This is a genomic window from Kitasatospora sp. NPDC088346 (assembly GCF_044740765.1).
In the GTDB taxonomy this organism is placed as follows: Bacteria; Actinomycetota; Actinomycetes; order Streptomycetales; family Streptomycetaceae; genus Kitasatospora.
This window is the reverse complement of sequence record NZ_JBIURH010000090.1, coordinates 1-18,399: the sequence shown is the minus strand read 5'-3', so window position 1 is coordinate 18,399 and position 18,399 is coordinate 1. Positions and strand designations below refer to the sequence as shown.

Below are 18,399 nucleotides of genomic sequence, written 5' to 3'. Positions count from 1 at the left end.
GGCCGAATCACCCTCGACGAAGACCTCATCCTCTACCTCTTCGGCACCCCCGGCCAGGACCGCTTCTGGTTCATGTGGGACGACCTCGTCCGCGGGGCCATCGGCGCCGTCGTCCTCGTCGACACCCGCCGCCTCGCCGACTGCTTCCCGGCCCTCGACTACTTCGAGAACAGCGGACTCCCCTTCGTCGTCGGCCTCAACGGCTTCGAAGGACACCAGCCCCACAGCCCCGAAGAAGTCCGCGAAGCACTCCAGCTCGGCCCCGACACCCCGATCATCGCCCTCGACGCCCGCCGTCGCGACAGCGCCAAGAGCGCCCTGATCACCCTCGTCGAACACGCCCTGCTCGCCAGACTCCGCTGACGACCGGAAGGGGCCCGAGGACCGGTCGGTCCACGGGCCCCGGTGCGGGTCCGCCGCGGTCAGCCCTCGGCGGGGTCCACCCCTGCGTGGATCAGGCCGTAGGTGTACGCGTCGTCAAGTGCCAGCCAGGAGGCGGCGATCACGTTGTCGGCGACGCCGACCGTGGACCAGGTGACGGTGCCGTCGGTCGACTCGATCAGGACCCGGGTCTTGGAGCCGGTGCCGTGCTGGCCCTCCAGGATGCGGACCTTGTAGTCGACCAGCTCCAGCTTGGCCAGCTGCGGGTAGATCCGTTCCAGGGCCGCCCGCAGCGCCTTGTCGAGCGCGTCCACCGGGCCGTTGCCCTCGCCGGTGGCGACCCTGCGCTCGCCCTTGGCCCAGATCTTGACGGTGGCCTCGTTGCCGGCGCGGCCCTCCGGCCCCTGCTCGCTGATGGTCCGCCAGGACTCCAGCGAGAAGAACCGCTGCCGGCTGCCCCGCACCTCGTCGCGCAGCAGCAGCTCGAAGGAGGCGTCGGCGGCCTCGTAGGTGTAGCCGATGTTCTCCTGTTCCTTCACCCTGGCCACCACCCGGCCGACCAGGTCGCGGTCGGCGGAGAGGTCGTAGCCGAGCTCCTTGCCCTTGAGCTCGATCGAGGCCCGGCCGGCCATGTCGGAGACCAGCATCCGCATGCTGTTGCCGACGAGTTCCGGGGCGATGTGCTGGTACAGGTCCGGGTCGACCTTGATCGCGGAGGCGTGCAGGCCGGCCTTGTGCGCGAAGGCGGAGAAGCCGACGTACGGCTGGTGGGTCGAGGGGGCCAGGTTGACCACCTCGGCGATGGCGTGCGAGATCCGGGTCATCTCCGCCAGCCGTCCCTCGGGCAGCACCCGCAGGTCGTACTTGATCTCCAGCGCGCCGACCACCGGGAAGAGGTTGGCGTTGCCGACCCGCTCGCCGTAGCCGTTGGCGGTGCACTGGACGTGGGTGGCGCCGGCGTCCACCGCGGCCAGGGTGTTGGCGACGGCGCAGCCGGTGTCGTCCTGGGCGTGGATGCCGAGCCGGGCGCCGGTCCTGGCGAGGACCTCGGCGACGGTGTCGCGGACGCCCGCGGGCAGCATGCCGCCGTTGGTGTCGCACAGCACGACGACGTCGGCGCCGGCCTGGTGGGCGGTGCGGACCACCGCGAGGGCGTACTCGGGGTTGGCCCGGTACCCGTCGAAGAAGTGCTCGCAGTCGATGAACACCCGGCGGCCCTGGGCCCGCAGGTACTCGACGCTGTCGCGGACCATCTCCAGGTTCTCGTCGAGGGTGGTGCGCAGGGCGAGCTCGACGTGCCGGTCGTGCGACTTGGCGACGAGGGTGATCACCGGGGCGCCGGAGTTGACGAGCGCCGCGAGCTGGGGGTCCTCGGCGGCCTTGCCGCCGGCCCGCCGGGTGGCGCCGAACGCGACCAGGCTGGCGTGCTTGAGGTCGAGCTCGGCGGCGGCGCGGGCGAAGAACTCGGTGTCGCGGGGGTTGGCGCCCGGCCAGCCCCCCTCGATGAAGCCGACGCCGAACTCGTCCAGGTGCCGGGCGATCGTCAGCTTGTCCGCCACCGTGAGGTTGATGCCCTCGCGCTGGGCGCCGTCGCGCAGCGTGGTGTCGAAGACGTGGAAGCTGTCGTTGGGGCGGCTGTTGCTGGCCTCGGTCATGGCCCTGGGTTCTCCTTCGATGGAGTTACTGCTGTTGCCGGTGGGGACCCGGCTCCACTGTCCAGCATCCCGCGCGCACCCGGTGTCCCTCGGCCCCTTGTGGGGGCTCCGGCCGGTCCGGGGCAAAACAAAAGACCCCTCGCGGGTGCGAGAGGTCTGCGCGCGGGTCTGGACGCTGGTGGTCGCTCCGCATTCGGGTACTGCGGAGCGGTCACTGCGGACCGGCGCGCCTGCTGCTAATAATCAGCGAGAGCGAGGACACGCTTGCAGTCTGGCACACCGACCGCATCCCGGCCCCGGCGTCTCGCGATGCGAAACGCCTCAGGTCAGCCGGTCGGTCGCCAGCTCGAAACCGAACGGCGCCGGGAGCGGCAGCGGCGTGCCGACCGGCACCGCGGTGGTGGCGGCGTAGTCCCCGCGGGCCGGGTCGCTGTGCAGCACGAGCCGGTTCGCCTGCCGGTCGACCAGCAGGTAGAGCGGGATGCCGGCGGCCGCGCAGCCGAGGCGCTTGGCCTCGCGATCCTTGCCCGGCCGGCTGGAGGTGACCTCCAGGACCATCAGGACACCGTCCGGCTTGGACCAGGACTCCCGGCCGAGCATGGCGTCGGCCGCGGTGAAGGTGCCGTCCGGGATGTAGCGGCCGCTCGGGACGATCAGGCCCTTGCCGCCCGCGAAGTCCACGTCCTCCGGGCACTGCCTGAAGACCTGTCGGACGATCCGACCGATCGCGGTCTCGTGGTCCCCGTCCGGCGGTGGTGTCACGACGATCTCCCCCTCGATGAGCTCGGCCTTGAAACCCTCGGGGGTGTCCAGGGCCAGGAATGCGTCGAGGAGGTCTCCGTCCTGGTCGTTCCAGGCTTCGGCGAAGTCATGCGTCAGCGCGCTCACAGCCCCTCCTTCGGGTCCGCACGGCTCAACGAACGGGGCGCTTCGAGGTTACCGGGAACGGGCGTCCCACCTGGGCGGGACGCCCGTCGGCGGGTCAGACGATCCTGTGCAGCCAGCCGTGGGTGTCGGGTGCCTGGCCGCCCTGGATGGCGAGCAGGGCCTTGCGCAGCTCCATGGTGACCGGGCCGGGCTCGCCCTTGCCGACCGTCCAGTCCGCGCGGGCGGACTTGACCGAGCCGACCGGGGTGATCACGGCGGCGGTGCCGCAGGCGAAGACCTCGGTGAGGGTGCCGTCGGCGGTGGCCTGCTTCCACTCGTCGGTGGAGATCTTGCGCTCCTCGACGGCGTAGCCGAGGTCGGCGGCCAGCTGCAGCAGCGAGTCGCGGGTGATGCCGGGGAGCAGGGCGCCGGAGAGCTCGGGGGTGACGATCTTCGCGTCCTCGCCCTCGCCGAAGACGAAGTACAGGTTCATGCCGCCCATCTCCTCGATCCACCGGTGCTCGGCGGCGTCGAGCCAGACCACCTGGTCGCAGCCCTTGGCGGCGGCCTGGGCCTGGGCGACCAGGGAGGCGGCGTAGTTGCCGGCGCACTTGGCGGCGCCGGTGCCACCGGGGGCGGCCCGGACGTACTCCTCGGAGAGCCAGACCGAGACCGGCTTGATGCCGCCGGGGAAGTACGCGCCAGCCGGCGAAGCGATGATCATGAAGAGGTAGGAGTTGGCCGGGCGCACGCCCAGGCCGACCTCGGTGGCGAACATGAACGGCCGCAGGTACAGGCTCTGCTCGGCCTGCGAGGGCACCCAGCCCTGCTCCTGCTGGACCAGCAGCTCGACCGCCTCCACGAAGGTCTCGATCGGCAGCTCGGGCATGGCCAGCCGGCGGGCCGAGGCCTGGAAGCGGGCGGCGTTGGCCTCCGGCCGGAAGGTGGCGATCGACCCGTCGGCCTGGCGGTAGGCCTTGAGCCCCTCGAAGATCGACTGGCCGTAGTGCAGCGTCATGTTGGCCGGGTCGATCTCCAGCGGCGCGTACGGCGTCAGCTGGGCGTCGTGCCAGCCCAGGCCCTCCGTCCACCGGACGGTCACCATGTGATCGGTGAAGACCCGGCCGAAGCCGGGGTTGGCCAGCCGGGCCTCGCGCTCCGCGTCGGACAGCGGGTGCGCGGAGGGCTTGAGGTCGAACGTGATGGGCGCCTGGGTGGGCGTACTCATGACTGTCTGTCCTTCACCGTGGGGTTGGTCCGGGCCGCCACCCTCGGTGAATGAACGCACGAAGGCACGGCCCACTGTCGATACTCGCATCCAGAGGGCCGTGCCGAACAGCCAGGCGGCTGTCTCGTCCTGCTCCGGCCCGTCAGCCGGATACTCGGGCGGCGAGCGCGTCGCCGACCTCGGAGGTGGACCGGGCCCCGGAGCGCTCCGCCAGGTCGGCCGAGACCGCGGCCTCGACCCGGGCGGCCTCGGCCGCGTAGCCGAGGTGCTCCAGCAGCATGGCGACCGAGAGCACGGTGGCGGTCGGGTCGGCCTTGCCCTGGCCGGCGATGTCCGGGGCCGAGCCGTGGACCGGCTCGAACATCGACGGGAAGTCGCCCGAGGGGTTGATGTTGCCGCTCGCGGCCAGGCCGATGCCACCGGTGACGGCCGCGGCCAGGTCGGTCAGGATGTCGCCGAACAGGTTGTCGGTGACGATCACGTCGAACCGCTCGGGCTGGGTGACGAAGAAGATCGTCGCCGCGTCGACGTGCAGGTAGTCGGTGGTGACCTCGGGGAAGTCACGGCCGACCTGCTCGAAGAGCCGGGTCCACAGGTGGCCGGCGTGCACCAGCACGTTGTTCTTGTGGACCAGGGTGAGCTTCTTGCGCGGCCGGGCGGCGGCGCGGCGGTACGCGTCCCGGACCACCCGCTCGATGCCGAAGGCGGTGTTCAGGCTGACCTCGGTGGCCACCTCGTGCTCGGTGCCGGTGCGCAGCGAGCCGCCGTTGCCGACGTACGGGCCCTCGGTGCCCTCGCGGACCACCACGAAGTCGATCTCCGGGTCACCGGCGAGCGGGGACGTCACACCGGGGAAGAGCCGGCCCGGGCGGAGGTTGATGTGGTGGTCGAACGCGAACCGCAGCTTGAGCAGCAGGCCCCGCTCCAGCACGCCGGACGGCACGCTGGGGTCGCCGATGGCGCCGAGCAGGATCGCGTCCTGGCCCTTGAGCTCCGCGAGCACGCTGTCCGGGAGGGTCTCGCCGGTGCGGTGGTAGCGGCGGGCGCCGAGGTCGTACTCGGCGGTCTCCAGCTTGACGTCGGCGGGGAGGACGGCGCTGAGCACCTTGAGGCCCTCGGCGACCACTTCCTGGCCGATACCGTCACCGGGGATCACTGCGAGGCGAAGGGTGCGAGACATGTTCGCGACCCTACTCCCGCGTCCCATGGGCTGACATCCCATGTCCGCCATTCGGACATACCCGACAGCTCGGCACCCACGACCGGGCCGGGCCGGGAGCACGCACGGCGGCGGTCCCGGCCCGGCCTCCTCCGGTGCGCGGTTCAGCGCAGCGGTACGACCTCCGCCCGTCGCCCGTCCGGGTTCAGGTGGTGCACCAGGAGCAGCCCGGCGCCCGCCCCGCCCGGCCCGCGGCGGACGTCCAGCAGCGTGCCCGGCTGCGCCGGGGCGGCGATCACCGTCCGCCCGTCGGTCCCGCCGCGGACGTCCAGCGCCGGGTGCAGGACGTCGAACGCCAGGGTGGGCCGCTCGCCGTCCAGGCCGATCGAGGAGAGCGCGTCCGCGGCGTTCGGCACGCCGCCGGTGTCGAAGCCCGTCCACAGCCCGTACCTGATCCGGCCGGTCAGGCCGGGCAGCGCCGCGAGCCGGACCGGCAGCACCAGGGCGTCGCTGTCCAGCAGGTCGGTGTCGGTGTCGCCCCAGTGCGCGTTCAGCGGCTGGACGTCCAGCTCGGCGCCGGTGCGGGCGTCCACCGTGCGGGCGACCAGGACGTCGCTGCCGCGCATCCGGTCGGCCGCGACCACGGCGTCGGTGGTGCCGTCCCCGTCGACGTCCAGCGAGGCCCGGACCCCGTACTGCCCGACCGGCGTCGCCGCCGGGCCCCAGAGCGCCGCCGCCAGGTACAGCGTGCCCTTCTCCAACGGCGCCGCGCCGACCGTCGGGGCGTCGGTGGCGGCGCCGGCGGCCCGGAGGTTGGCGGCCCGCTCGGACGGGCCGCTCACGCAGGGCCCCTCGGCCGGGCAGTCCGGCCAGCGCTCCGCCTCACCGCCCAGCTGGAAGGCACTGACCAGGGCGCCGGCCGCGGAGGGTGCCGCCGTGCCGTTGAGCGCCACCAGGGCCGAACCCGCCCTGGCCGCCCCGGCCTGCAGGCCGGCCGCCAGCTCGGAGGCCGGGCGCGGGGCGGCGAACAGCGGCACCCGCAGCGCCGGCGCGTCCCCGGAGGCCGGTGTCAGCAGCAGCCGGCCGGACAGCTCGCCCCGGTAGCTGCGGGCCCGGCCGCCCTGGACGGTGTCGATGGTCGGGTCCGGCGCGCGGTCCAGCCGGCCGGGCACCCGCAGCGTGACCTTCACCCGGGCCGTACCGCCGGCCGGCACCTGGACCCGCGCCGGGCTCGGCTCGAACGAGGCTCCGGGCAGCTCGGTCGCCGGGAGGTAGCCGGTGGTGTAGGTCAGCGGCACGTCGCCGAGGTTGCGGACCTCGACCTCCCTGGTCAGCTCGGTGCGCCGGGCCACCGCGACCGGTCCGAAGGACAGGCCGACCCCGCCCTCCACCGCTCCCTCCCCCGCGGCGTACGCCACCGCGGGCGTCCGGACCGCCTGGTCCACCCGGACCCGGCCGGCGCCCGTGCGCTCCGGGCCGTAGACCGGACCGCTCCGGTCGTCGCCGAGCCAGGTGTCGCCGGCGGTGTTCATCAGGGCCGCCTTGACCTCGGCGACCGACCAGTGCGGGTGCGCCGCGCGGACCAGCGCCGCCAGCCCGGCGACGTGCGGGGTGGCCATCGAGGTGCCGTCCTCGCGCATGCCGCCGCTGCCGCTGCCGGCCCGGGCCGACCAGATGGTCTCGCCCGGCGCCGCCAGGTCGGGCTTGACCAGGCCCGGCTGCCCGATCCCGCGCGAGGTGAAGGAGGTCAGGGTGTCCACCCGCTGCGGCTGGTCCTGGGCCACCGAGCCGTGCAGCTGGTTGCCGGGGGTGGCCAGCTGGACCCGGACGGCGCCCTCGGCGACGGCCCGGGTGAGCCGCTCGCCGTCGGCCCGGGCCAGGATCGCGACCGGCACCCGGTCGTTCCCGGCCAGCTCGCCCAGGTTGTCGCCGTCCGCGGCGAACAGCGCGCCGAGCGCGCCGGCGTCGGCCGCGTGGTCGGCGCGGACCGCCGACCCGCAGGCCCGGTCCGGGTCCTTGGTGTGCCAGGACAGCAGCGCCACCTTGCCCTTGAGCCGCGCCGCGTCGGCCGCGTCGAAGGCGGTGCAGCCGTCCGCCTGGTCCACCGGCGCCTCCAGGTCGCCGGTGACCTCGGCGGTCGCCCACTGCTGGTACTTGGCGCTCCAGTGCGCCGGGACGAGGCCCGCCAGCGCCGGCGGGGCCAGCACCCGGATGCCGTCGGCGTCGCCGTGCCGGTCGACCGACGCCGCCACCGCGAGCACCCGAGGCGCGATCCCCGGGCTGCCGCCGATGGCGTACACGTCGCCCTCGTTGCCGGCCGCGGCGACCACCACGGTGCCCAGCTCGGCCAGCCGGTCGGCGGCCAGCGCGTCCGCGTCCTCGGGGTTGCCGAAGCTGCTGCCGAGCGAGAGGTTGACCACGTCGAGGCGGTCCGAGAGGTCGCCGTCCCCGTTCGGGTCGGCCGCGACGTCCAGTGCCTGGGCCAGTTGGTCGGTGGAGCCGCTGCAGCCGAACACCCGGATCGCGTACAGCTGCGCCTCGGGGGCGGCGCCGGGGCCGACCTGGAAGCCGGCCGGGTCCAGCCCCGGGCGGTAGGGGCCGCGGTAGGTCTGCCCGGCGGTGGTGACGCCGTACCCGGCCGCCGTACCGGCCACGTGGGTTCCGTGACCGTTGAGCGCGCAGTCCAGCGGGTTGGCGTCCGGGTGCGGCACGGGCTGGGACTTCGGTGCGGACGGGTCCGGGTTGTAGTCGTCGCCGACCAGGTCCTTGCCGCCGGTCACCTTGGCGTTCGGGAACAGGCCGGCCGGCGCCGGGGCGGCGCCGTCGACCGCGGTGAAGGCCTGCGGGGTCCCGGGGCCGCCGAAGTCGGCGTGGGTGTAGTCGATCCCCGAGTCGATGATGCCGATCCGCACGCCGCGGCCGGTGTTCCCCTCGCCGGCCGCGGGGGACCACACCTCGGGCGCCCCGGTGAGCGGGACGGAGTAGGAGTTGGCGCGGGTCTTGAGGGCGATCGGGTGCACCGCCCGGACTCCGGGCAGCGCGCCGAGCCGGGGCAGCGCGGCGGCGGGCGCCCGGACGGCCAGCCCGGACAGGACCGTGCCGGTGCGGTAGAGCACCTGGACCGCCGGGTCGACCCGGCGGACCGAGTCGGCGAGGCCCTGGACGGCCCGCAGCGCCCTGGTCCGCTGCTCGGCCCCGGCCCGGGCGGCGTCCTGGCGCACGGCCTCCGGGCTCCGCCGGGCGCGGCGGGACTCCTCGGCGGCCCGGCGCCAGGCGGGCGCGGCGGGCTCGGTGTCGAGTTCGAGCAGGAATCCGGCCGTGGGGCCGGCGCGGCCGGCCCGTTCGGACGGCTCTGCCGCCGCCGCCCCGGCGGGTGCGACGGCGGTCAGCAGGGCGAGGGTCAGTCCGATCCGGACGATCGGTACCGCCCGGCGAGGGGTGGATGGGGTGCGCACAGGTCCGTCTCCCCCGGCAGGGGTGGACTGATCTGCGTGCCGGTCAGCCGCGGTCCGCGCCGTGCGGAGATGGATCACCCTTCCGGAGGACCCAAATTAGGATCATCGAGTCGGAGTCCGCGAGCAGTGTCCCCCGTTGGGGAACGGCTTGCACTCCTGTGGGTGACGGATCGTCAGTCGTTCGGCGCAACAGGCCTGCCGGGTCAGCCGGCGTGGCCGGTGGCGCCGCCGTTGTCGCGGCGGTCCAGGGCGCGCTGCAGGGCGGCGGCGGCGTGCGGGTGCGGCTCGCTGCGGCGGCGACGGCGCGGGGTGTGGGCGGCGGGTGCGGCGGGGGCGGTGTGGCGGTCGGCGACGGTGGGCATACCGGTCTCCTCGGTTCAGGGCGCACGCGGGGTGCAGTGGGGAGGGTCTGGGTACGCCGGCAGGGGTCGCCTGCCGAACTGCGTACGGGCGCACACGGGCCACACACCCTGGGCTTGGAGGGGTGGCTCACCGTATGGCTCTTTCACGGTACGACGGCTCGGCGCCGCTGTCTGCATGATTAGTTGGATTTCCTAGTATCTGAGACGGGGTTCACCCTCCCGAGGGTTCCCGGGTGCACGAACGGCCCTTCCGCCGACGGGCGGAAGGGCCGTTCCAGGGCACTGCGGGGCGTCTCAGCCGAGGTTCACCGCGCGGGCGAAGCGGGCGCCGATGGCCGCGGCGATCTCGGCCAGGACCTCCTGGGAGACCTCGCTGTCCACGGTGATCGAGGCCAGCGCCTCCGAGCCGTCCCGGGCCACCTGCATGCCGGCGATGTTGATGCCGGCGTCGCCGAGGATCCGGCCGAGGGTGCCGACCACGCCCGGGCGGTCCTCGTACTTGAAGAACGCCATGTGGTCGGTGAGCGCCACGTCGACGTCGAAGGCGTCCACGCCGACGATCTTCTGCTGCTGCTTCGGGCCGGAGAGCGTGCCGGAGATGGCGACCTCGCCGCCGTCCGCCAGGGTGCCGCGCACGGTGATCACGTTGCGGTGCTCGGGGCTCTCACTGGAGGTGGTCAGCCGGACCTCGACACCGCGCTCCTGGGCGAACAGCGGGGCGTTGACGTACGACACCGTCTCGGCCACCACGTCCTCGAACACGCCCTTGAGGGCGGAGAGTTCGAGCACCTTGACGTCGTGCTGGGTGATCTCGCCGCGGACCTCGACGTCGAGCCGGACGGCGACCTCGCCGGCCAGCGCGGTGAAGATCCGGCCGAGCTTCTCGGCCAGCGGCAGACCCGGCTTGACGTCCTCGGCGATCACGCCGCCCTGGACGTTGACCGCGTCCGGCACCAGCTCGCCGGCCAGCGCCAGGCGGACCGAACGGGCCACCGCGATGCCGGCCTTCTCCTGCGCCTCGTCGGTGGAGGCGCCCAGGTGCGGGGTGGCGACCACGTTGTCGAAGCCGAACAGCGGGGAGTCGGTGCACGGCTCCTTGGCGTAGACGTCCAGGCCGGCGCCGGCCACCCGGCCGTCGCGCAGGGCGCTGGCGAGCGCGGCCTCGTCCACGATGCCGCCGCGGGCGGCGTTGACGATCCGCACCGAGGGCTTGACCTTGTGCAGCGCCTCGTCGCCGATCAGGCCGATCGTCTCGGGGGTCTTGGGGAGGTGCACGGTGATGAAGTCCGAGACCTCCAGCAGCTCCTCAAGGGAGAGCAGCTTGACGCCCATCTGGGCCGCGCGGGCGGCCTGGATGTAGGGGTCGTAGGCGACGATCTTCATCCCGAAGGCGGACATCCGCTGGGCCACCAGCACGCCGATGCGGCCGAGGCCGACCACGCCGAGGACCTTCTCGCTCAGCTCGACGCCGGTGTACTTGTTGCGCTTCCACTCGCCCTGCTTGAGCGCGGCGTTGGCCGGCGCGATGTTGCGGGCGACGGAGATCAGCAGGCCGCAGGCGAGCTCGGCCGCGGTGACGATGTTGGAGGTCGGGGCGTTCACGACCATCACGCCGGCCTTGGTGGAGGCCGACACGTCCACGTTGTCGAGGCCCACGCCGGCGCGGGCGACGACCTTGAGCTTCTTGGCGGCGGCCAGCGCCTCCGCGTCCACCTTGGTGGCGCTGCGGATCAGGATGGCGTCGACGTCCGCGATGGCGGTCAGCAGCTCGGTGCGGTCCGCACCGTTGCAGTGCCGGATCTCGAAATCCGGGCCCAGCGCGTCGACGGTGGCGGGGGACAGCTCTTCGGCGATCAGTACTACGGATTTGCTGCTCACGACAGTGTCCTTAACTGTCCGGTTCTCCCCGGCACGTGGGTGGCGTGGCGAACGGGGGGAAGGTGGCATGCCGCGTAGGTAGACGCACGACGCTGTGGGCCTGACGCGCACTCGGAAGTGTATCGACGGGCTGGGTGCCGGGCTGCTCCCGACCGGCGAAATCACCCGGACGGGAGCAGCCTGGTTGTACAAGGCAGTTGGACCGCCCGGAGGGGTTACGCCTCCGAGTCGACCCAGCTCATCAGCTTGCGGAGCTTCTTGCCGGTGGTCTCCAGCAGGTGCTCGGAGTCCGCGTTCTTGTACTCGTTGTACTTGGGCAGGCCCGCCTTGTACTCGGCGATCCAGTTGTTGGCGAAGGTGCCGTCCTGGATCTCCTCGAGGACCTTCTTCATCTCCGCCTTGGTGTCGGCGGTGATGATGCGCGGGCCGGTGACGTAGTCGCCCCACTCGGCGGTCTCGGAGACCGACCAGCGCATCTTCTCCAGGCCGCCCTCGTACATCAGGTCGACGATCAGCTTGAGCTCGTGCAGGCACTCGAAGTAGGCGATCTCCGGCTGGTAGCCGGCCTCGACCAGGGTCTCGAAGCCGGCCTTCACCAGGGCGGCGGTGCCGCCGCAGAGCACGGCCTGCTCACCGAACAGGTCGGTCTCGGTCTCCTCGGTGAAGGTGGTCTTGATGACACCGGCCTTGGTGCCGCCGATGCCCTTGGCGTAGGACAGGGCCAGATCGAACGCCTTGCCGGTGGAGTCCTGCTCGACCGCCACGATGCAGGGGACGCCGCGGCCCTCCTCGTACTGGCGGCGGACCAGGTGACCCGGGCCCTTGGGGGCGACCATGCAGACGTCGACGTTCTCCGGCGGGGTGATGAAGCCGAAGCGGATGTTCAGGCCGTGGCCGAAGAACAGGGCGTCGCCCGCCTTCAGGTTGGGCGCGATCGACTCGGTGTAGACGTCGGCCTGGATCGGGTCCGGCACCAGGATCATGATGACGTCGGCCTCGGCCGCCGCGGTGGACGGGTCGGTCACCCGCAGGCCGGCCTCCTCCGCCTTCGCGCGGGACTTCGAGCCCTCCAGGAGGCCGACCCGGACGTCCACGCCCGAGTCACGCAGCGACAGCGCGTGGGCGTGGCCCTGGCTGCCGTAGCCGATGACCGCGACCTTGCGGCCCTGGATGATGGACAGGTCGGCGTCGTCTTCGTAGAACAGCTCGGCCACGGGGGCACATCTCCTTGCGTGGTGGTGGTGCCGGTGCGTACCTACCGTACGTGGACCCGGCGGTGGGGTGGTGCGCTGCTTCACGGGGTGAGACAGCGGGGGTGCGGCGGCCCGGTCAGGCGCTGCGGTCGAGGGCCCGCAGCGAACGGTCGGTGATCGAACGGGCGCCGCGCCCGATGGCCACCAGGCCGGACTGGACCAGCTCCTTGATGCCGTACGGCTCCAGCATCTTCAGCATCGCCTCCAGCTTGTCCGAGCTTCCGGTGGCCTCGATGGTCACCGCGTCGGGCGAGACGTCGACGGTCTTGGCGCGGAACAGCTGCACGATCTCCACGATCTGCGAGCGGCTGTCGGCGTCGGCCCGGACCTTCACCAGGACCAGCTCGCGCTGGACCGCCTGGCTCTGGTCGAGTTCGACGATCTTTATCACGTTGACCAGCTTGTTCAGCTGCTTGGTGACCTGTTCCAGCGGCAGGTCCTCCACGTTGACCACGATGGTCATCCGGGAGATGTCCGGGTGCTCGGTCGGCCCGACGGCCAGCGAGTCGATGTTGAATCCCCGACGGGAGAACAGCGAGGCGATCCGGGCGAGCACGCCGGGCTTGTTCTCGACCAGGACGGAGAGGGTGTGCTTGGACATGATGGTCATGGTCTCTCTATCGGTGAGGTCGGGCCGTCAGTCGAGGTCGTCGCCGAAGTCCGGGCGCACGTCCCGGGCCGCGAGGATCTCGTCGTTGCTGGTGCCCGCGGCGACCATCGGCCAGACCATGGCGTCCTGGTGCACGATGAAGTCGATGACGACCGGGCGGTCGTTGATCTCCATCGCCTGCTTGATCACGGCGTCCAGGTCCTCCGGGCGCTCGCAGCGCAGGCCGACGCAGCCCATCGCCTCGGAGAGCATCACGAAGTCCGGGATCCGGGTGCCGCGGGCCGGCGGCTGCTTGCCGTCGTGCTCCGGGCCGGCGTGCAGCACGGTGTTGGAGTAGCGCTGGTTGTAGAACAGGGTCTGCCACTGGCGGACCATGCCCAGCGAGCCGTTGTTGATGACGGCGACCTTGATCGGGATGTTGTTCAGCGCACAGGTGACCAGCTCCTGATTGGTCATCTGGAAGCAGCCGTCGCCGTCGATCGCCCAGACCTCGGTGTCCGGCCGGCCCGCCTTGGCGCCCATCGCCGCCGGGACGGCGTAGCCCATGGTGCCCGCGCCGCCGGAGTTCAGCCAGGTGGCCGGCTTCTCGTAGGTGATGAACTGCGAGGCCCACATCTGGTGCTGACCGACGCCGGCCGCGTAGATGGCGTCCGAGCCGACCAGCTGCCCGATCCGCTCGATCACCTGCTGCGGCGACAGCTCGCCCTCGGGGGCCGCCTCGTAGCCGAGCGGGTAGGTCCGCTTCCACTCGTTGAGCTTGACCCACCAGTCCGTGTAGTCGCCCTTGTGCCCGGCGTCGAACTCGGCCTGGACGGCGACGATCAGATCGGCGATCACCTCGCGGGCGTCACCGACGATCGGCACGTCGGCCGGCCGGTTCTTGCCGATCTCGGCCGGGTCGATGTCGGCGTGCACGACCTTGGCGAACGGGGCGAAGCTGTCCAGCTTGCCGGTGACCCGGTCGTCGAAGCGGGCGCCGAGGGTGAACAGCAGGTCCGACTTCTGCAGCGCGGTGACGGCCGGGACCGAGCCGTGCATGCCGGGCATGCCCAGATGCTGCGGGTGGCTGTCGGGGAAGACGCCGAGCGCCATCAGGGTGGTGACCACCGGGGCGCCGGTCAGCTCGGCCAGGATCCGCAGCTCGGCGCTGGCGTTCGCCTTCAGCACGCCGCCGCCGACGTACAGGACCGGCTTGCGGGCGGCGACCAGCATCTTCGCGGCCTCGCGGATCTGCTTGGCGTGCGGCTTGGTGACCGGGCGGTAACCGGGCAGCGAGGTCTCCACCGGCCAGCGGAAAACGGTGGTCGCCTGCAGCGCGTCCTTGGCGATGTCGACCAGGACCGGGCCGGGGCGGCCGGTGCCCGCGATGTGGAAGGCCTCGGCGATCACCCGGGGGATCTCCGCCGGGTCGGTGACCAGGAAGTTGTGCTTGGTGATCGGCATCGTGATGCCGCAGATGTCCGCCTCCTGGAAGGCGTCCGTGCCGATCGCCTTGGAGGCCACCTGGCCGGTGATCGCGACGATCGGCACCGAGTCCATGTAGGCGTCGGCGATCGGGGTGACCAGGTTGGTGGCACCCGGCCCCGAGGTGGCCATGCAGACGCCGACCCGGCCGGTGGCCTGCGCGTAGCCGGTGGCGGCGTGGCCGGCCCCCTGCTCGTGCCGGACCAGGATGTGGCGGACCTTGGTGGAGTCCATCAGCGGGTCGTAGGCGGGGAGGATCGCACCGCCCGGGATGCCGAAGACCGTGTCGGCGCCCACGGCCTCGAGGGAGCGGATGAGCGACTGGGCGCCGGTCATGGTCTCGGTGGTCTGGGGACCCGGAGCGTGGGCTGCCGGGGTGTCCCCGCGGCGGGGGGATGCGGCGTGCTCAGTCATCTGCCTGTCTCTTCTCGGGTTCTGCCGGCCCCGGCAGTTGAGGGTCCTGCCGACCGGGGGCCGATCTCCGGCTCTGCCCCAATCGTCCCGTTTTAGGACGCTCAGGGCCAGGGGTGTCGCGGGGGTGGAACAGGTTCAGTGCAACAAAAAACCCCTCGTGCCCAGGGCATGCGAGGGGTGGCGCGTCGGTCTGTCATGAGGCAGGCACAGGAGCCCGCTCAGCCGACGCGCCCGCCAAGTACGAGAATTCGGGTGCGCATGGCACCGACCTTCCTCCCGCGCGGTGCCGAGTGTCAAGCTGGTGGGACGGACGTCTCGCCATGCGGACCCCCCGACGGACCCCCCACGGCATGGCATTGTGGCAGGTCGAGGGGCCCGTGGTGGTGTGCCGAGCGGCCCGCCACCGGCTCCGGACAGACACCCGGACGGGCGTCCGGTGCCAGGTGCCCGCGGCGCGCGGCGAGCGTCCCGACCGGGCGCGGCAGCGCGTAGACCCGGCGCACCAGGGCGCGGCCCAGCCGGGCCTCGTCCAGCGGCTGGGCGAAGGCCAGTCCCTGGGCCCGCCGGCAGCCCAGCTCCTGGAGGACGGCCACCTGGCGGGCCTGGTCGGCCCCCTCGGCGGCGGTGACCATGCCCAGGTCCCGGCCGAGCCGCAGGGCGTTGCCCGCCAGCGCCCGGGTGAGCGCCGAGTCGGCCAGGTCCTGGACCAGGCTGCGGTCCAGCTTCAGCACGTCGAACGGCAGCCGGGCCAGCGTCCCGAGCGAGCCGCCGCCGGCCCCGAACCCGGCCACCGCGGTGGCCACGCCCAGCCGCCGCAGCGCGGCCAGCCGGCGTCCGAGCTCGTCGGCACCCTCGTCCGGGCCCGGGCGGGCCAGCTCCAGCATCAGCTGCCCGGGCGGCAGACCGCTCTCGCGCAGGGCGGCCGCGACCGTCTCGTACATCCCCGGGGCGCACAGGCGCTCGCCGGTCAGCCGGACCGAGACCGGGACGTCGGGCGCGCCCGGATCGGCTCTTCGCCGGGCGGCGGCCCGGACGGCCTCCTGGAGCATCCAGCGCGCGAACCTGGTCGCGGCGTCGCCCTGCTCGGCGGTGCGCAGGAACTCGGCCGGGGTGAGCAGCAGGCCCTGGGCCGAACGCCACCGCGCCTGTGCCTCGACCACCGCGACCTGCCCGGTGGAGAGGTCGACCACGGGCTGGTGCAGCAGGGTGAAGCCGCCCTCGCGCACGGCCAGGCGCAGCCGCTCCTCCAGCTCGGTGCGGCGCTCCAGCTCGGCCCGTATGGCCGGGGTGTAGAGCACCACCCGCCCCTTGCCCTCGGACTTCGCCCGGTACATCGCCAGGTCGGCGTTGCGCAGCAGCTCGTCGGTGCCGGCCTTGGGGTCGGCGCCGGGGGCCTGGTCGCGCGGGGCGAAGGCGATGCCGATGCTCGCGGCCACCCCCAGCTCGGCGCCGCCGATCCAGTACGGCTCGGAGAGGGCGGAGCGCAGCCGCTCGGCCAGCTCCTGCACCTGGACGGGGGCGAGGTGCCCGCAGACCAGGGCGGCGAACTCGTCCCCGCCGAACCGGGCGACGGTGTCGCCGGAGCGGACGGCGCCCTGGAGCCGGCGCGCCGCCTGCACCAGCAGTTCGTCGCCGACCTGGTGCCCGGCGGTGTCGTTGACCGCCTTGAAGCCGTCCAGGTCGAGGAAGAGCACGGCGACCGTGCCGCCCTCGGCCGCCCGGTGCTCGCGGGCGGCCGGGGAGTCGCCCGGGGCGAGCGCGGCCCGCACCCGCTGGGCGAAGAGCGCCCGGTTGGGCAGGTCGGTGAGCGGGTCGTGGAAGGCGTGGTGCTGGAGCTGGGCCTGCAGCCGGACCCGCTCGGAGACGTCCCGGCTGTTGAGGATCAGTCCGTCGCGGTAGCGGTTGACGGTCGACTCCAGGTGCAGCCACTCGCCGCTGCCGGAGCGGATCCGGCACTCGACCCGGGCGGAGGGCTCGCCGGCGCCCTCGCGGCGGGACGGCACGCGGCCGCGGGCCAGGATCCGGCCGGCCTCGGAGAGCACCCGGTCGACGTCGTCGGGGTGCACCAGGTTGAGCAGGTTCCCGCCGACCAGCTCCTCCGGGTCCCGACCGTAGACCCGCAGCGCGGCGGGGCTGACGTAGGAGAGCACCCCGCTCGCCGCGGCGATCATGATGACATCGCTGGAGCCCTGCACCAGCGAGCGGAAGTGGGCCTCCTTCTGGGCCAGTTCCTGCGCCAGCGAGAGGTTGTCCAGCAGCATCACCCCCTGCCGGACGATCAGGGCCAGGCCGACGGTGCAGGCCGCGGCGAGCACCGCGCGGTCGACGAAGTGGCCGACGACGGCGTTGTAGAGGATCCCCACGGTGCACACGGCGGCCGCCGCGTACGGGGTCAGCGCGCTGAAGGTGCTGGCCACCCGGCGGCGCGGGAGGCCGCCCGCCGAGGGGTGCTCCCGGCTGGCCTGGCCGGCCGGCTGGGACCAGGGCGCGCGGGCCAGCAGGACGCTGCCGGCGAACCAGCCCGCGTCCAGGAGCTCGCCGGACCGGTAGGTGCTGCGCAGCTCGGGCGAGGTGAACAGGGCGTCGCAGATGACCGTGACGGCGAGGGCCACCATCGCGGTGTGCACCGCGGCCCGGTTGCCGTCCCGGCTGCGGAAGCGCAGCCCGACCACCAGGCTGACCAGCAGGATGTCCAGCACCGGGTAGCCGAGGCCGAGCGCGAGCTTGAGCGGGTCCCCGGCCTCGCCGCTGGCGACCCGGCCGAGCGCCAGGCTCCAGCTGAGGGTGAACAGCGAGCCGCCGACCAGCCAGGCGTCCAGCAGCAGGCAGAGCCAGCCGGCCGGGGTGCGCGGGCGCTGGGCCAGCACCAGCAGGCCGGTGATGGCGAGCGGGGCGAACAGGAGGAAGGCGTAGTCGGCGAGGGAGTCGGCCGGCACCGGGGTGCGAAGCACCACCTCGTACCAGCCCCAGGTGCCGTTGCCGAAGGCGACCATGGCGGAGGAGAGCCCGAACAGCAGCCAGGCCGGGCGGGCCGGGCCGGCGACGGCGCAGCCGTGCGCGAGGCAGGAGAGCGCGGCGGCCAGGGCGGCGCCGGCGAGGCCGAAGTCACCCATGAACAGGGCGACCGAGGGCGAGCCCCAGCCGAACGAGGCGCCGACCGTGTAGCCGAGGCAGAGCAGCACCAGCAGTGCGCCGGACAGGCCGGTGGTGCGGGTCCGCAGGACCAGTGAGCGGCGGAGCCGGGCGAAGCGGCGGCCGGGCCGGGCGGTGGCGCGTGCGGTGGGCCGGGAGGAGGGCAACATCGCATCGGTGGAGTTCAATCGACGTCTCCCCCTCCGACCCCAGGACCGTGTCGGCCCGGGCCTCGGCTGTGCGGTGCTCCGCGGTGCCGTACCGGTGTTCCCGATCCGGACCCTACACCACTTTCGTCACTCAACGACACGCCCACTCAACTTAGAGTAATGACGCGCGGGGGCGACGTGGTGGGGGACGGTCCGAGGTCGCCCGATCGGCAGGGGCGCACGCCCCCCAGGGCGCGCGCGGCAAGGTGCGCGCCCTGGTCGGTCGGGGGGGGGGCCCCCCCCCCCCCGCCCCCGGGGGGGGCGCCCCCCCCCCCCCCCCGCCGGCGCCCCCCCCCCCGCGGGGGCGGGCGGGGGCCCCGGGCCCGGGGGGT

At 73.1% G+C, this 18,399-nt stretch carries 12 protein-coding genes; 1 reads left to right on the top strand and 11 read right to left on the bottom strand.

What is annotated here, in order from left to right; translation table 11 throughout:
- On the top strand, positions 1–363 hold a 363-nt coding region (locus ACIOFR_RS40470), incomplete at its 5' end, for a GTP-binding protein (RefSeq protein ID WP_401005568.1).
- 59 nt (positions 364–422) lie between these two features.
- Here ACIOFR_RS40470 and cimA read toward each other — a convergent pair.
- From cimA to ACIOFR_RS40415, 11 genes are all read right to left on the bottom strand, one after another.
- Positions 423–2,036: a citramalate synthase gene (cimA, locus tag ACIOFR_RS40465; protein WP_401005566.1), complete on the bottom strand. Its 1,614-nt coding sequence runs from the start codon at positions 2,034–2,036 to the stop codon at positions 423–425.
- A gap of 321 nt (positions 2,037–2,357) precedes the next feature.
- The gene (locus ACIOFR_RS40460) at positions 2,358–2,924 is read right to left on the bottom strand and encodes a Uma2 family endonuclease (RefSeq protein ID WP_401005564.1); all 567 of its coding nucleotides are present in this window, start codon (positions 2,922–2,924) and stop codon (positions 2,358–2,360) included.
- Positions 2,925–3,018: 94 nt separating this feature from the next.
- The gene (locus ACIOFR_RS40455; protein WP_401005563.1) at positions 3,019–4,131 is read right to left on the bottom strand and encodes a branched-chain amino acid aminotransferase; all 1,113 of its coding nucleotides are present in this window, start codon (positions 4,129–4,131) and stop codon (positions 3,019–3,021) included.
- A 142-nt stretch (positions 4,132–4,273) separates the two neighbouring features.
- Positions 4,274–5,311, bottom strand: a complete 1,038-nt coding sequence (locus ACIOFR_RS40450) for a 3-isopropylmalate dehydrogenase (protein ID WP_401005561.1) — start codon at positions 5,309–5,311, stop codon at positions 4,274–4,276.
- Positions 5,312–5,454: 143 nt separating this feature from the next.
- On the bottom strand, positions 5,455–8,745 hold the full coding sequence (locus ACIOFR_RS40445) for a S8 family serine peptidase (protein WP_401005559.1): 3,291 nt from the start codon (positions 8,743–8,745) through the stop codon (positions 5,455–5,457).
- Between the two features lie 203 nt (positions 8,746–8,948).
- Positions 8,949–9,107 (bottom strand): hypothetical protein, encoded by a 159-nt coding sequence (locus ACIOFR_RS40440; RefSeq protein ID WP_401005572.1) that lies wholly within the window; start codon positions 9,105–9,107, stop codon positions 8,949–8,951.
- 294 nt (positions 9,108–9,401) lie between these two features.
- Positions 9,402–10,985: a phosphoglycerate dehydrogenase gene (serA, locus tag ACIOFR_RS40435; protein WP_401005558.1), complete on the bottom strand. Its 1,584-nt coding sequence runs from the start codon at positions 10,983–10,985 to the stop codon at positions 9,402–9,404.
- A gap of 215 nt (positions 10,986–11,200) precedes the next feature.
- Positions 11,201–12,199: a ketol-acid reductoisomerase gene (ilvC, locus tag ACIOFR_RS40430; protein ID WP_401005557.1), complete on the bottom strand. Its 999-nt coding sequence runs from the start codon at positions 12,197–12,199 to the stop codon at positions 11,201–11,203.
- A gap of 115 nt (positions 12,200–12,314) precedes the next feature.
- A complete protein-coding gene (ilvN, locus tag ACIOFR_RS40425; protein ID WP_401005555.1) occupies positions 12,315–12,839 on the bottom strand; it encodes an acetolactate synthase small subunit in 525 nt (174 codons plus the stop codon).
- 36 nt (positions 12,840–12,875) lie between these two features.
- The gene (locus tag ACIOFR_RS40420; protein ID WP_401005553.1) at positions 12,876–14,726 is read right to left on the bottom strand and encodes an acetolactate synthase large subunit; all 1,851 of its coding nucleotides are present in this window, start codon (positions 14,724–14,726) and stop codon (positions 12,876–12,878) included.
- Between the two features lie 293 nt (positions 14,727–15,019).
- Positions 15,020–18,028: a putative bifunctional diguanylate cyclase/phosphodiesterase gene (locus tag ACIOFR_RS40415; protein WP_401005570.1), complete on the bottom strand. Its 3,009-nt coding sequence runs from the start codon at positions 18,026–18,028 to the stop codon at positions 15,020–15,022.
- Positions 18,029–18,399: the final 371 nt, after the last annotated feature.